The sequence below is a fragment of the Pseudonocardia zijingensis genome (genome assembly GCF_042657305.1).
In the GTDB taxonomy this organism is placed as follows: domain Bacteria; phylum Actinomycetota; class Actinomycetes; order Mycobacteriales; family Pseudonocardiaceae; genus Pseudonocardia; species Pseudonocardia zijingensis.
The window spans coordinates 275313-287992 of the sequence record NZ_JBHSKO010000007.1 but is presented as its reverse complement, the minus strand read 5'-3'; the positions used below and the strand labels follow the sequence as shown (position 1 = coordinate 287992).

General features: G+C 73.3%; 12 protein-coding genes. 10 read left to right on the top strand and 2 right to left on the bottom strand.

What is annotated here, in order from left to right; translation table 11 throughout:
* Positions 1 to 34 precede the first annotated feature (34 nt).
* From dnaK to ACFPL3_RS17290, 4 genes are read left to right on the top strand one after another with little or no spacing between them, the layout of a single operon-like run.
* On the top strand, positions 35 to 1888 hold the full coding sequence (gene dnaK / locus ACFPL3_RS17305) for a molecular chaperone DnaK (RefSeq protein WP_343943993.1): 1854 nt from the start codon (positions 35 to 37) through the stop codon (positions 1886 to 1888).
* The gene (grpE, locus tag ACFPL3_RS17300) at positions 1885 to 2583 is read left to right on the top strand and encodes a nucleotide exchange factor GrpE (protein WP_343943994.1); all 699 of its coding nucleotides are present in this window, start codon (positions 1885 to 1887) and stop codon (positions 2581 to 2583) included. The genes dnaK and grpE overlap by 4 nt, the downstream gene beginning before the upstream one ends.
* A 19-nt stretch (positions 2584 to 2602) precedes the next feature.
* Positions 2603 to 3796: a molecular chaperone DnaJ gene (dnaJ, locus tag ACFPL3_RS17295; protein ID WP_343943995.1), complete on the top strand. Its 1194-nt coding sequence runs from the start codon at positions 2603 to 2605 to the stop codon at positions 3794 to 3796.
* Positions 3793 to 4230, top strand: coding sequence for a heat shock protein transcriptional repressor HspR (locus ACFPL3_RS17290; protein WP_343943996.1), 438 nt, complete (start codon positions 3793 to 3795; stop codon positions 4228 to 4230). Before dnaJ ends, ACFPL3_RS17290 begins: the two co-directional genes overlap by 4 nt.
* A gap of 18 nt (positions 4231 to 4248) precedes the next feature.
* Here the strand turns inward: ACFPL3_RS17290 and ACFPL3_RS17285 are convergent, their stop codons facing one another.
* Complete coding sequence (locus ACFPL3_RS17285; protein ID WP_343943997.1) at positions 4249 to 5511, bottom strand: MDR family MFS transporter; 1263 nt, start codon at positions 5509 to 5511, stop codon at positions 4249 to 4251.
* Positions 5512 to 5653: 142 nt separating this feature from the next.
* Between ACFPL3_RS17285 and ACFPL3_RS17280 the strand changes: the two genes are divergently transcribed.
* Genes ACFPL3_RS17280 through ACFPL3_RS17265 form a run of 4 tightly spaced genes read left to right on the top strand, consistent with a single transcriptional unit; the run spans position 5654 to position 9746 of the window.
* Positions 5654 to 7198 (top strand): ABC transporter substrate-binding protein, encoded by a 1545-nt coding sequence (locus tag ACFPL3_RS17280; RefSeq protein ID WP_343943998.1) that lies wholly within the window; start codon positions 5654 to 5656, stop codon positions 7196 to 7198.
* Entirely contained in the window at positions 7195 to 8130 is a 936-nt protein-coding gene (locus ACFPL3_RS17275; protein WP_343943999.1) for an ABC transporter permease, read from the top strand. The genes ACFPL3_RS17280 and ACFPL3_RS17275 overlap by 4 nt, the downstream gene beginning before the upstream one ends.
* On the top strand, positions 8127 to 8900 hold the full coding sequence (locus ACFPL3_RS17270) for an ABC transporter permease (protein ID WP_343944000.1): 774 nt from the start codon (positions 8127 to 8129) through the stop codon (positions 8898 to 8900). Before ACFPL3_RS17275 ends, ACFPL3_RS17270 begins: the two co-directional genes overlap by 4 nt.
* Positions 8901 to 8936: 36 nt before the next feature.
* The gene (locus tag ACFPL3_RS17265) at positions 8937 to 9746 is read left to right on the top strand and encodes a TauD/TfdA family dioxygenase (protein ID WP_343944001.1); all 810 of its coding nucleotides are present in this window, start codon (positions 8937 to 8939) and stop codon (positions 9744 to 9746) included.
* A 248-nt stretch (positions 9747 to 9994) separates the two neighbouring features.
* Here the strand turns inward: ACFPL3_RS17265 and ACFPL3_RS17260 are convergent, their stop codons facing one another.
* Positions 9995 to 11173 carry a globin domain-containing protein gene (locus tag ACFPL3_RS17260; RefSeq protein ID WP_379589331.1) on the bottom strand — a complete coding sequence of 393 codons (1179 nt, stop codon included), beginning with the start codon at positions 11171 to 11173 and terminating at the stop codon, positions 9995 to 9997.
* A gap of 121 nt (positions 11174 to 11294) precedes the next feature.
* On the opposite strand from ACFPL3_RS17260, the gene ACFPL3_RS17255 reads away from it, so the two are divergent.
* Both ACFPL3_RS17255 and ACFPL3_RS17250 read left to right on the top strand, forming a co-directional pair.
* The gene (locus ACFPL3_RS17255; RefSeq protein WP_379589329.1) at positions 11295 to 12065 is read left to right on the top strand and encodes a pyridoxamine 5'-phosphate oxidase family protein; all 771 of its coding nucleotides are present in this window, start codon (positions 11295 to 11297) and stop codon (positions 12063 to 12065) included.
* Between the two features lie 84 nt (positions 12066 to 12149).
* The gene (locus ACFPL3_RS17250; RefSeq protein WP_343944002.1) at positions 12150 to 12569 is read left to right on the top strand and encodes a nuclear transport factor 2 family protein; all 420 of its coding nucleotides are present in this window, start codon (positions 12150 to 12152) and stop codon (positions 12567 to 12569) included.
* The last annotated feature ends 111 nt before the right edge of the window (positions 12570 to 12680 follow it).

Sequence of the window (12680 nt, the reverse complement as noted above, 5' to 3'; positions counted from 1 at the left end):
GACCCAGCTCAACCCATCATCGGAGGCACACACCATGGCTCGTGCGGTCGGCATCGACCTCGGGACCACCAACTCCGTCGTCGCCGTCCTCGAAGGTGGCGAGCCGACGGTCATTGCCAACTCGGAGGGGTCGCGCACCACGCCGTCGGTCGTCGCGTTCGCCCGCAACGGCGAGGTGCTCGTCGGGCAGTCGGCGAAGAACCAGGCCGTCACCAACGTGGACCGCACCATCCGGTCGGTCAAGCGGCACATCGGCAGCGACTGGACCACGCCCGACATCGACGGCAAGAAGTACAAGGCGCAGGAGATCAGCGCCCGCGTGCTCCAGAAGCTCAAGCGCGACGCCGAGGCGTACCTGGGCGAGGAGGTCACCGACGCCGTGATCACGGTGCCTGCCTACTTCGAGGACGCGCAGCGGCAGGCCACGAAGGAAGCCGGCCAGATCGCGGGCCTCAACGTGCTCCGCATCGTCAACGAGCCCACCGCGGCCGCGCTGGCCTACGGGCTGGACAAGGGCGAGAAGGAGCAGACGATCCTCGTCTTCGACCTCGGTGGCGGCACCTTCGACGTGTCGCTGCTGGAGATCGGCGAGGGCGTGGTCGAGGTCAAGGCCACCAACGGCGACAACCACCTCGGTGGCGACGACTGGGACGAGCGGATCATCAGCTGGCTCGTCGAGAAGTTCAAGAACAGCCACGGCATCGACCTCACCAAGGACAAGATGGCGATGCAGCGGCTGCGCGAGGCCGCGGAGAAGGCCAAGATCGAGCTGTCGAGCCAGTCGACGGCCACGATCAACCTGCCCTACATCACGGTCGACGCCGACAAGAACCCGCTGTTCCTGGACGAGACGCTGTCGCGCGCCGAGTTCCAGCGGATCACGTCGGACCTGCTCGACCGCACCCGGGCCCCGTTCAACCAGGTGGTCAAGGACGCCGGCATCTCGGTGGGCCAGATCGACCACGTGGTGCTCGTCGGCGGTTCCACCCGCATGCCGGCCGTCACCGAGCTGGTGAAGGAGCTCACCGGCGGCAAGGAGCCCAACAAGGGCGTCAACCCGGACGAGGTCGTCGCCGTGGGCGCCGCCCTGCAGGCCGGTGTGCTGCGCGGTGAGGTCAAGGACGTCCTGCTGCTCGACGTCACCCCGCTGTCTCTCGGCATCGAGACCAAGGGCGGCGTGATGACCAAGCTCATCGAGCGCAACACCACGATCCCCACCAAGCGCTCGGAGATCTTCACCACGGCCGACGACAACCAGCCGTCGGTGCAGATCCAGGTGTTCCAGGGCGAGCGCGAGATCGCGGCCTACAACAAGAAGCTCGGCATGTTCGAGCTGACGGGCCTCCCGCCGGCCCCGCGCGGCGTGCCGCAGATCGAGGTCTCCTTCGACATCGACGCCAACGGCATCGTGAACGTCTCGGCGAAGGACCTGGGCACCGGCAAGAGCCAGGCCATGACGATCACCGGTGGTTCGTCGCTTCCGAAGGAAGAGATCGACCGGATGATGCGCGAGGCCGAGCAGCACGCCGAGGAGGACCGCAAGCGCCGCGAGGACGCCGAGGTCCGCAACCAGGCCGAGTCGCTCGTCTACCAGACGGAGAAGTTCGTCAAGGAGAACGACGAGAAGCTCCCGGCCGACGTCAAGGACTCGGTGAACGCCGCGCTCGGCGAGGCGCAGACCGCGCTGAAGGGAACCGACACCGACGCCATCAAGGCGGCGATGGAGAAGCTCGCCACCGAGTCCCAGAAGATGGGCTCCGCGCTGTACCAGCAGCCGGGCGCCGAGGGTGCCGCACCGGGTGCCGAGCCCGGCCCGCAGGCCCAGCAGGACGGCGCTGACGACGTCGTGGACGCCGAGATCGTCGACGAGGAGAAGGACAAGAAGTGACCGATCACGACCGCAACGAGTCCGCCGAGCGCGGCGACGGGGAGCGGGTCGTGGTCCGGGACCGGCGCCGGATCGACCCGGTCACCGGCGAGGTGCGAGCCCCGGCCGAGCAGTCGGCCGGGGCCGGCCCCGATGCACCGGAGCAGCCCGCCGAGCAGGCCACCGAGCAGGTCGGGGGGCCCGATTCCGTCGCGGCCGCCGAGCTCGCCGCCCAGCTGGCCGAACGCACGGCCGACCTGCAGCGGGTGAGCGCGGAGTACGCCAACTACCGGCGGCGCGTGGAGCGCGACCGGGAGGGCGTCATGGTCGGGGCGCGGGTGCAGTTCGTGTCCGAGCTGCTCACCGTCCTCGACGACATCGACCGCGCCGAGGCCCACGGTGACCTCACCGGCCCGTTCAAGTCCGTCGCCGACAAGGTGGTGGCCGTCACGCAGAAGCTCGGCCTCGAGCCGTTCGGGTTGGAGGGCGAGCCCTTCGACCCGTCGGTCCACGAGGCCGTGCAGCACGAGGCTTCCGACGTCGAGGGGCCCACGGTCACCGTGGTGTCCGCGGTGCTGCGGCGCGGCTACCGCATCGCCGACCGCGTGCTGCGGCCGGCGATGGTCACGGTCACGGATCGCGCCGACGACGGCACCACCACCGAACCGGCCACCGAGCCCGGATCCACCGAGTCCGATCCGGCCGTAGAGCCCTGACAGGAGTGAAGGAGGCGGAGTGACCCAGCGGGACTGGATCGAGAAGGACTTCTACCGCGAGCTGGGCGTCGCCTCCGACGCTTCTGCGGACGAGATCAAGAAGGCGTACCGGAAGCTCGCGCGTGAGCTGCACCCGGACGCCAACCCCGGCGACGCCAAGGCGGAAGCCCGTTTCAAAGCGGTCTCCGAGGCGTACGGGGTGCTCTCCGACGAGAAGAAGCGTCGCGAGTACGACGAGACTCGTGCGCTCTTCGCCGGCGGCGGCGGGTACGGCGGAGCCGGGGGCTTCCCCGGCGGCTTCGGATCCGGCGCGGCCGGTCAGGGCTTCGACCTGAACGACCTGTTCGCCAGGGCCGGCGCCGGGGGAAGCCCCGGCGCCGGTGGGCTCGGTGACCTCTTCGGCGGCCTGTTCGGCGGCCGGGGAGGCGCCGGCCCCACCACCACGACCGGCAGCCGCCGGGGTGCCGACGTGGAGAGCGAGCTGCGCATCGACTTCGTCGACGCGGTGCGCGGCGCCGAGGTGCAGCTGCGGCTCACCTCGCCCGGCCGGTGCGAGCGCTGCGGCGGCACCGGCGCCCGCCCGGGGAGCACGCCGCGCGCGTGCCCCACGTGCGGTGGGGTCGGCCTGGTGAGCCGCAGCCAGGGCGCGTTCGCGTTCTCCGAGCCGTGCCGCGATTGCCGGGGCACCGGCCGGCTCATCGACGACCCGTGCCCGGAGTGCGGCGGCGACGGCGTGAGCACCCGCACCCGCACGATCACCGTCCGCATCCCGGCCGGGGTGGCCGACGGGCAGCAGATCCGGCTCAAGGGGCAGGGCGAGCCGGGCCGGGGTGGTGCTCCGGCGGGCGACCTGTACGTCAAGGTGCACGTCACCCCGCACCGGCTCTTCGGCCGGTCGGAGCGCAACCCGGACGACCTCACGCTCACCGTGCCGGTCACCTTCCCCGAGCTGGCGCTGGGGAGCACGGTCACCGTGCCCACGCTCGACTCCACGGTGTCGCTGCGCATCCCGCCGGGCACCGCGAGCGGGCGCACGTTCCGGGTGCGCGGGCGCGGGGTGCAGCGCAAGGGCAAGACGGGCGACCTGCTGGTCACCGTCGAGGTGGCGGTGCCGTCGCGGCTGAGCGACGAGGCCACGGCGGCGCTGCAGGCCTACGCGGAAGCCACGAAGGAGTTCGACCCGCGGGCCGACCTGCTCGGAGGTGTGCGATGACGATCGGTGGCCAGGGCCTGCCACCTGGCGCCAGCATGGACAGTCCGATCTTCGTGATCTCGGTGGCGGCCGAGCTCGCCGGGCTGCACGCGCAGACGCTGCGCAGCTACGACCGGCTCGGGCTGGTGCGCCCGGGCCGGGCGGCGGGTGGCGGCCGCCGCTACTCGCCGCGTGACATCGCGCTGCTCCGCGAGGTGCAGCGCCTCTCCCAGGAGGAGGGTGTCAACCTGGCGGGCATCAAGCGGATCATCGAGCTCGAGCAGGTGGTCGACGAGCTGAAGTCCCGCCTGGAGGAGCTGGAGCGGGAGCTGGCGGCCGCGCACGCCGCCGCGGAGCAGGCCGCGGCGGCGGTGCACGCCTCGTACCGGCGCGACCTGGTCCCGGTCGACCGCAGGCAGGCCCTCGTCGTCTGGCGGCCCAAGCCACGGTCGTGACAGCCGCGGTCGTGACCGTCAGGCCAGCGCGCCGCACCGGGCGAGCAGGCCGATGACCACCGCGCTCGCGGCCGGCACGGCCGCGAGCACCAGCCACGGCACCACGGGGGCGGCCACGGCCGGGTCCAGCAGCGCGCCCACCACGGTGCTGCCGGCGAGCACCGCGACGCCGCCGGCCGAGGACAGCACGCCGTAGTGGACGCCGAGCCGCCGTTCGCCCGCCAGCCGCGGCACGAGGTCCTGGGCCATGGGCACGGCGAGCATCTGCCCCGCCGTGAGCAGCGCGACCATCGCCACGGCGGGCCAGAGCGGCATCGCCGCGGTGGTGGCCGGGGCGAGCACCGCCAGCGCCACCGCGAGGAACGACGCGGTCATGAGTCCGAAGCCCAGCACGATCGCGCGGGCCGAGCCGAGCCGCCGGCTCCAGCGGGTGGTGCGCAGCTGGCCCGTGATCATCATCACGGAGGCGAGGGCGAAGAGCCAGCCGAGCGCGGCCTGGTCGCCGGTGGCCCGCCGCAGCTCAGCGGGGAGTGCCAGGTAGAGCTGGTTGTAGCAGAGCAGGTAGCCGGAGTAGCCCGCGGCGAACGCGAGGAAGCGCCGGTTGTGCACCACCTCGGTCCACCCGGCGAGCACGGGGTCGTCCGCGTGCTGCGGCTCCCGTCGGGGCAGCCAGCGCAGGTGGGCGAGGCCGATCAGCACGAACGCCGCGGCGGCCACGAGGCAGGCGAGGCGGAACCCGGCGGCGAGGAGCGCCGTGCCGACGAGGGGACCCACCACCGTGCCGACCTGGCCGCTGATCGCGAACATGGCGAAGACGTCCGCGCGCGCCGGTCCCCCGCGCCCGGCGTGCTCACCGGCCTCCCGGGCGAGCGAGGACTCCACGGCGGGTGAGAACAGGGCCGCGGCGAACCCGGTGAGCATGGCGCCGGCGAGCACCGCGGGCAGGCTCCCGGCGAGCCCGAGCAGCACGAAGCCGGCCACGCGCAGCGCGCAGCCCGTGAGGACGACCGGCTTGGCCCCGAACCGGTCGGTGAGCGTGCCCCCGACGATGAACAGGCCCTGCTGGCTGAACGTCCGCAGCCCGAGCACCAGCCCGACCAGCGCACCGGCGAGCGCGAGGTCCTCGGCGAGGTGCGTGGCGAGGTACGGCAGCACCATGTAGAAGCCGATGTTGAAGGCGAGCTGGGTGAGCACCAGCAGCTGCATCACGCGGGGGAGCCGGCCGAAGTCGCGCAGCACGCCGAGCCGCCGTCGCGCGGTGGTCTCTCCGGTGGTCATCATTATCGCCAACTTCTAGCATCTGCGATGCGATGGCGAAAGTCTGCCCTCTGGATCTCGGCATGCGCATCCGTGCACATCATTGACAGGTTGAGCAGACCTGCAGATGATCCGGTCGCTCCCCGCCTCCCCCGAAAGGTTGACGATGCCCCGCCACGGCCGGCACCGGCGCTCCGCACTCGTGACCGTGATCGTCGTGGTCGCGCTCCTCGCCGCCTGCGGTCCCGGCGGTGGCGGCGAAGGGGGCGCTCCGGTGCCGGACGGCGAGCTGCGGATCGCCGCCCAGTTCGCCCCGCGTGCGGGGTACGCCGTCGACACCGACGACGCGTTCGTCCTCACCCAGCTCGGCGCGACGGAGGCGTTGACCGCCGCGGCGGCGGACGGTCAGGTGCGCGCGGCGCTCGCCGAGTCGTGGACCCAGCTCGACCCGCTCACCTGGCGCTTCGTGCTGCGGCCTGGCGTGACGTTCCACGACGGCAGCCCGGTGACGCCCGCCGCGGTGGCCACCGCGCTCCGGTACGTGGTCGGGGTGGCGGCGCCGCCCCGGGCGTTGCGCGGGCTCGGCCTGGTCGTCGCGGAGGACGGCGCGGACGCCGTGCGGGTGTCGACGGCGCAGCCCGACCCGATCCTGCCGCTGCGCCTGAGCAGCCCGAACGCCGTGATCCTCGCCCCGTCGGCCTACGGGGGCGCCACCCCGTCCGTGTTCGGCACCGGAACCGGCCCGATGCGGCTCGTCTCGGCGGAGGGGGCGCAGCGCGCGGTCCTGGAGCGCTTCGACGCGTACTGGGGCGGGCGCCCCGCGCTGGCGCGGGTCACCGCGACGTTCGTGAGCGACCCGGCGGCCCGGGCGCTCGCGCTGCGGGCGGGTGACGTCGACATCGCGCAGGGGCTCCCGGAGTCGTCGCTGCTGGAGTTCTCGGCGGGTTCCGGGTTCGACGAGCAGACGGCGCCGGCGCCCCGCACGGTGTCGCTGCTGCTGAACCAGTCGGCGGCCCCGTTCGCGGACCCGCGGATCCGGCAGGCGGTGGCGCGGTCCCTCGACCGGCGGGCGCTCGCCGAGCAGGCGCTCGCGGGGTCAGCGTTGCCGGCCTCCGAGCTCTTCGGGCCCGCGGTCGCATGGGGTGCTACGGACCCGCCGCCCGCGCCGGACGTCGAGGGCGCGCGGGCCCTGCTCGCCCAGGCCGGGCACGGTCCGGACAACCCGCTGCGGGTGCGGCTGTGGACCTACCCGGTGCGCGCGGAGCTGCCCACGCTCGCCACGGCGGTGCAGGCGATGCTGCGCGACGCCGGCGTCGAGGCGGAGATCCGGGTCGGCGACTACGGCACCCAGGAACCGGAGCTGATCGCCGGCCGCTACGACATGTTCCTGCTCTCCCGCAGCTACCTCACCGACGTCCCGGACGCGGGCGCCACGCTGCGCAGCGACTACACCTGCGACGGCTCGTACAACCTCAACCACTACTGCTCGCCCGCGTACGACGCGCTGATCGCCACGCTGGACACCACCACCGACACGGCCGCGCGGCAGGAGGTCTTCCGCGCGGCCGCCCGGATGCTCACCGAGGACGTCGTGGGCGTGCCGCTGGTGCACTCGCAGGAGAACGTCGTGACCAGCGGCGTCGCCGGGTTCGTGCTCGACCCGTTCGCCAAGCGGCTGGTCACCCCGCAGCTCGCCGTGACCGCCGGATGATCCTCCGCAGGCTCCTCCCGCTGCCCGCGGTCGCGCTCGGGGCGGCCGTGCTGATCTTCCTGCTGCCCCGGCTCGCCGGCGGCGACCCGGTCCGGGCGGTGCTGCGCAGCCGCGTCGCCGAGGCGGAGCCGGACCCGGCGGTCGCGGCCCGCGTGTCCGCCGAGCTCGGGCTCGACCGGCCGCTGCCCGAGCAGTTCCTCCGCTGGCTGAGCGACGTCCTCACCGGTGACCTCGGCCTGTCGTACGCCACCCGCACCCCCGTGGCGCCGCAGCTGCTGTCCGCGATCGGGGTGTCCGCGCTGCTCACAGCGGTGGCGCTGGCGTTGGCCGCCGCGGTCGGGATCCCGGCGGGCGTGCACGCGGCACGCCGGCCCGGCGGGGTCGTGGACCGGCTCGTGGGGGTGGCGTCCGTGCTGGGGGTCGCGGTGCCGGAGTTCATCCTCGCCCCGGTGCTCGTGCTGCTGCTCGCGGTGGCGGTGCCGCTGCTGCCCGCCCTGGGCTGGGGCGGGCCCGCCCACGTCGTACTCCCCGCGATCACGCTCGCGGCGTTCCCCGCGGCGTTGGCCGCGCAGGTCACCCGGGCCGAGACGGCCGACGTGCTCGGCCGCCCGCACGTCGTGCTCGCGCGGGCGAAGGGGCTGCGCGACGGCGTGGTGCTGTGGCGCCACGGCGCCCGGCTGGCGCTGACGGCCGTGACCTCGCTCTCCGGCCTGTTCTTCGCCGGCCTGCTCAGCGGGGCCGTCGTCGTCGAGGTGGTGTTCGCGGTGCCGGGGCTCGGCCGGCTCCTCCACGATGCGGTGGTCGGCCAGGACCTGCCCGTGCTGCAGGCCGGGTTGCTCGCGGTGGTGGTCGTCGCGGTGGTGGCGAGCCTGGTGGCCGACGCCGTGCAGTTGGCGCTCGACCCCGTCGCGCGGACGGCGGCGAGGGCGTGAGACGGGCGGTGCCCGCGCTGGTGCTGGTGGCGCTCGCGGTGCTTGCGGTGCTCCCGCTGGACGCCGTGGCCACGGACCTGACCGACCGGCTCGCGCCGCCGTCGGCCGCCCACCCGCTGGGCACCGACCACCTCGGTCGCGACGTGCTCGCCCGTCTCGTCGGCGGCCTGCGGATCTCGATGGGGCTCACCCTCGTGGCCACGGCGGGCTGCGCGGTGCTGGGTACCGCGGCCGGCCTGCTGTCGGGTTACGCCGGTGGCGTGGCCGGCGGGATCGTGCAGCGGCTCGTGGACGTCCTGGTCGCGGTGCCGACGATCATCGTGGGCCTGATCGTCGCCGCCGTGCGCGAGCCCGGCACGGCCACCGTGCTGATCGCCGTGCTGGTCACCGGCTGGACGCCGTTCGCCCGGCTCGCGCACCACCTCACCGTGCGGGAGCGGGCGCGCGAGTACGTGGAGGGCGCGGTGGCGATCGGCGCCGGGCCGGTGCGCATCGCGGTGCGCCACGTCCTGCCCAACGCGTTGCGCCCCCTGGTGGCGCACGCGTGCCTGCGCTTCGCGAACGTGCTGCTGTCGATCGCGGGGTTGTCGTTCCTCGGGCTCGGCGTGCAGCCTCCGACGCCGGAGTGGGGAGTGATGCTCGCGGAGGGAAGGCAGTTCCTGTTCGCGGCGCCACAGCTGGTGCTGGTGCCCGCGGTGGCCGTCGTCGGCGCTGCGACGATCATCACCGTCCTCGGGCGAGGGCTGGAGCGCCGCTGGAGTAGCACCTAAGCTGCTGTTGCACATCAGTGGCGACAGGGAGTGCGGGTGGCGACGACAGACGCGAGCGGCAGGCGGTCCGGCACGGTCCGGCCGGAACTCAAGGAGGCGCTCGACGCGGTCGGCGTGGTGCCGGCGCGGGTCGACGTGCGCGAGAGCCGGGCCGTGTTCGAACGCGACGGCGTCGTGATCGTGCCCGGCATGCCCACCGACCCCGACGAGCTGGTGGTGGCCGCCGCCCGCACCCTCGGCGGCCGGCTTCGTGCGCTCACCGGGATCCGGCCGCAGGGCGGCACCGACAGCCCGGCACTCGGCCTGCACTCCGACGGCGCGAACGTCGTGGTCGACGTGAACGGCCGCCGCGTGCCGCTGCGCGAGCCCGACGAGGACCACCTCTACATGCTGTGCTCCGCACCCGCCCCCGAGGGCGGCGACTCCGTGCTGATCGACGGCTACGCCCTGGTCGACCGGCTCGCCGAGGTGGCGCCGGAGCTGCACGCCTTCCTCACGCGGTGCGACGTCGACTACTTCGGCGGGTGGCGCACGCCGGCCCGGGGGGTGCCGGCGACCCCGCTCGTCCGCAGGCTCGTGGAGTGGACGCGCGGGGGGCGCCGGGTGGTGCGGGCGAGCGACTACGCCGCCCCGGTGCCCCGCGAGCCGCGGTGGGACGAGCACGCGGCGTTCCTCGACGAGTACGCCGACGTGCTCGCCACCGCGTTCGACTGCGCGCCCCGCTTCCGCCTGGAGGCCGGCGACCTCATGGCGTTGGACAACTACCGCTTCCTGCACGGGCGCGACGGCTTCCGCGGCACCAGAGAGCTGCACGTCCTCGCGGTGCGCTCGGTGGACGCCTGGTAGGGCCAGCGCGCTCACACGCCACCCAGTGTGCTCACACACCACCCAGTGTGCTGACACACCGACTGCAGTCGATGTGTCAGCACCACAACCGATGTGCGAGCCACCGCCGTGCACCACCCCGCTGCTCGCACACCGACATCCGTGCTCGCACACCGACTGCAACCGGTGTGCCAGCGCTACGACCGGTGTGCGAACCCACCGCTACGGGTGCTACAGGGCGCGGGCCGTGTGGTCGGGCAGGGCCCGGTTCAGTCCATCGTGAACGGGTCGTACTTGATCCGGTCGAGCGGGGTGCCCGCCACGAGCATCCGCGAGACCGTGGCGCGGATCATCGCGGGCGAACCGCAGACCAGCACGTCGTGGTCGGACCACGCGCCGTACCGGGTGACGACGTCGGCGAGGGTGCCGCGCTCGGCCCCGGAGGTGCCCTCCTCGTCCTCCTCGACGACGGGGACGACGTCGAGCCAGGGGTTGGAGTAGGAGAACTTGCGGAGGCTGGTGAAGTCGTAGAGGTCGTCCCAGGTGCGCCCGCCGACGAACACCTGGGTGCGGGGCTGTTCGGGCCGCTCGGCGATGTCCTCGAGCAGGGCCTTGATGGGCGCCATGCCGGTGCCGCCGGTGACCATCAGCAGCTCGCGGCCGGTGGAGGGGTCGACGTGCATGCGGCCCATCGGGGGGCCGATGCGCCAGGTGTCGCCGATGTTGGAGTGGGCGACGATGGCGCGGCTCACCCAGCCGCCGTCGACGGCACGCACGTGGAACTCGAGGGTGCCGTCCTCGCGTGGCGCGTTGGCGGGCGAGAGGTAGCGCCACAGGCGCGGGCGCTGCGGAGTCTCGACGCTGACGTACTGGCCGGCGCGGTACGGGATCGGTTCGCTGGTCTGGACGGTGAGGATCGCGAGATCCCAGCCGAGGCGCTCGTGGCCCACCACGCGGCCGAGCCAGGATGCCGGGCCGCGTTCGGCCTGGGCCGCGGTGCGCATGTGGGTGGAGACGCTGGTGTAGGCCTCGACCCACGCGTCGCGGACCTCGGGGGTCCAGACCGTGGGGCCCGCCGTGGTGCCGATCGCCGTGAACAGCGCCTCGCCGACGGCCTCGTAGTGCTCGGCGACCACGCCGAACTTGCGGTGGTCGCGGCCGAGCTGCTCGAGGAAGGGGGCGAGTTCGTCGGGCTGGTCGATCATCTGCACGACGTGCACGAGGGCGCGCATGAGCCGGCTGCGCTGCACCTCCATGTTCACCGGGAACAGGTCGCGCGCCTCGGGGGCGATGCGGAACAGGGTGGCGTAGAACAGCCGCCCCATCTCCTCGGTACGCTCCTCCACCTCAGCCCAGCTGTCGCGGATGAGCTGTGCCCGCTCTTGTGCACCACCGCGGGGCTCACCGAAGTTCGGCAGGTCGGCGGTGAGCAACTGTTCAGCGGTCATGAAGGCCGGCTTCTTCCTGCTCGTCGGGGCGGGGAGCGCGGAACCGGGGTTCCCGGGCTGCAGCTTAACGCGGTGAACCGCTTCCGGTGACTCTTCAGCGCGCAGATGGCACGGTGGGGGCGTGGCTCCCCGAACCCAGCCCCTCGTGCACGCCCGCCCGATGACCGTCCAGCGCACCGTGGAGGTGCCGTCGCCGTCCGAGGAGTGCGACCCCGCCCCGGGATCGGCGGGCGAGCACGCCCTGCAGTGCGCTTACGGCACGGAGGTGCGCGCTCAGCGCTTCTACGCCGACCAGGTGCGGGACCGGTTGCTGCCCACCATGATGGCGTTCGTCCAGCGGATGGAGATGGTGTTCGTCGCGTCGGCCGACAGCCGGGGTGAGTGCGACGCGTCGCTGCGGGCCGGCCCTCCCGGATTCATCCGCGTGCTCGACGCCCGCACCCTCGCCTACCCGGAGTACCGGGGCAACGGGGTGCACGCGAGCCTCGGCAACATCGTGGAGAACGCGCACGTGGGCCTGCTGATGGTGGACTTCGTGGAGGACCTCATCGGGCTGCACGTCAACGGCACGGCGCGGATCGTGGAGGCCGCCGACTTCGCCGCGGCGTTCCCGGCGGTGCCGGTGGACGCCGATGGCGGCAGGCGCCCGGAGCGCTGGGTCGTGGTGGAGGTCGAGGAGGCCTACATCCACTGCCGCAAGCACATCCCGCGCATGGCGCGGGTGGCGGAGAAGCGCGAGTGGGGCACCGACGACCCCGGCCGCAAGGGCGGCGACTACTTCGGTGCCAAGGCCACCCCGCGGTGGCGGCCGCGCCCGCACTCGGGGCGCAGGCGGTTCCCGAGCACCACGCACCTCGGCGGCGGGAGCTCGCGCGTGCTCCGGCCGCGCTGAGTACGCAGTTCTCCGACTGTCCCTCGCGGGGTGCGGGGCCCGACCCTCGGCTGGCCTGTCCGCCGGACGAGGAGGAACGCCACGATGACGGACCACGCCACCACCGACGCGACCGCCGCGCACAACGTCACCGCGCTGCGCACGGGTTATGCGGCGTTCGCCTCGCGCGACGTGCCCGTGGTGCTCGCGCTCCTCGACCCGGACGTCCGCTGGGTCGAGGCCGCGGGGGGACCGTTCGCCGGCACCTACGTGGGCCCCGAGGACGTGTCGCAGGGCGTGTTCGGCCGGCTCGCCGCCGAGTGGGCGGAGTTTCACGTGGAACCAGAGGAGTACATCGCCTCCGGGGACGCCGTCGCCGTGGTCGGCACCTACCGGGGCACCTACCGGTCCACCGGCAAGGCCGTCACCGCCCGGTTCGTGCACGTCTACCACTTCCGGCAGGGTCGCATCGTGCGGCACGAGTCCGTCGGCGACACGGCGATGCTGAACTCGGTGCTCGCCTGAGCCGGCGCGAGCTCTCGAATGGGTGGGCCTTGAGCGGAACACGCTCAACTTTCCTGACGTTGTCACTGTCGACGGGCACGATGGTGCCCGACCGACCCACGTGCAGGAGGA